General features: G+C 24.1%; 1 protein-coding gene. It reads right to left on the reverse strand.

The genetic code is table 11. The annotated features are described in order from the left end of the window. Positions 1–202: 202 nt before the first annotated feature. The gene (locus OC698_RS03175) at positions 203–532 is read right to left on the reverse strand and encodes a hypothetical protein (RefSeq protein WP_304513236.1); all 330 of its coding nucleotides are present in this window, start codon (positions 530–532) and stop codon (positions 203–205) included. Positions 533–1,014: the final 482 nt, after the last annotated feature.

Genomic DNA, 1,014 nt, shown 5'->3' on the forward strand with positions numbered 1-1,014 from the left:
TACTTAACCGCTTAGGGACTTGCACCTTTTCCTTGACTTCTGGTCTGGCGTCGACTTGTTGACTAGATATTTCGTCTCATCTCGCTTGCGTGCTTTTGCTGTTATCAACTTTTCTTTCGAACTAGTTAATCAAGCCCACCTTGTGGTGTTTACGTGACCTCTAGAGAGATTATCACTCTAGGCTATGCGTTAAATAGCAGAATTATGAGCATCTTTTGCGCCCTAATTCTATATAAGAGTTTTCTTGTTTTTCCAAAATGTTTAACAAAATTGCTTCTTTATTATCTTGAGAATTATTTATTTGAAAATTATTAAGTTCTGTAATATATGTTTTTCGTTGTGTTTCGATATCATTTAAAAAAATCTGTAATTTTTCTTTTTCGTCTGATGATAATATATCTAATTCTTTATTGAATTTTTGTGTTTGATTTAATTCTGTATCTAAAATAATTCGATATTGAAAAATTTTAGTTTTTAAATCTATTATTTTTTGATTATTATCATCAGAAATCTGAGCCACAATCGTATTCATAAAAAAACATTTAAGAAAAAATAAGATCAGAATTAAATATTGAAATAATAAAATATTTTTTTTATTTTTATTAAAAATTTTTATATTAGTTATTCATTCTCTTTTCTTTTTTTATTTTTAAAAATATGTAATAAATATATTTTTATTTAGTAGATAATATTTTTTTAAATATTTTTGTTAGATAAATTTTAATTATTTTGTGAATTTATAATGTTTAATTTTTTTTCAAATTTTCAAATTTCATTTTCAATTATCATTTATTTCCTTTTGAAGGAAAATATTAAGATATTTTATGAATAGAAAATATTCTAAATATAAAATATCTAACTTAATTATAACATATAAAATGGTTAGTGCGCACTGAACCCATATTTTGTAACAACTTTTAAGAATATCAATAATCATCTCGATCACTATTTAAGTTAGAAATATCTCCGCTTTTCTCGTGAACCAAACTTTTTGGAACTGCGCCATTTGGGGAA

This window comes from Candidatus Phytoplasma gossypii (genome assembly GCF_030586975.1).
In the GTDB taxonomy this organism is placed as follows: domain Bacteria; phylum Bacillota_I; class Bacilli_A; order Acholeplasmatales; family Acholeplasmataceae; genus Phytoplasma; species Phytoplasma citri.

Coding starts and splice junctions, on each gene's coding strand:
- OC698_RS03175 (WP_304513236.1), bottom strand. CDS start 532: ATGAATACGATTGTGGCTCAGATTTCTGATGATAATAATCAAAAAATA.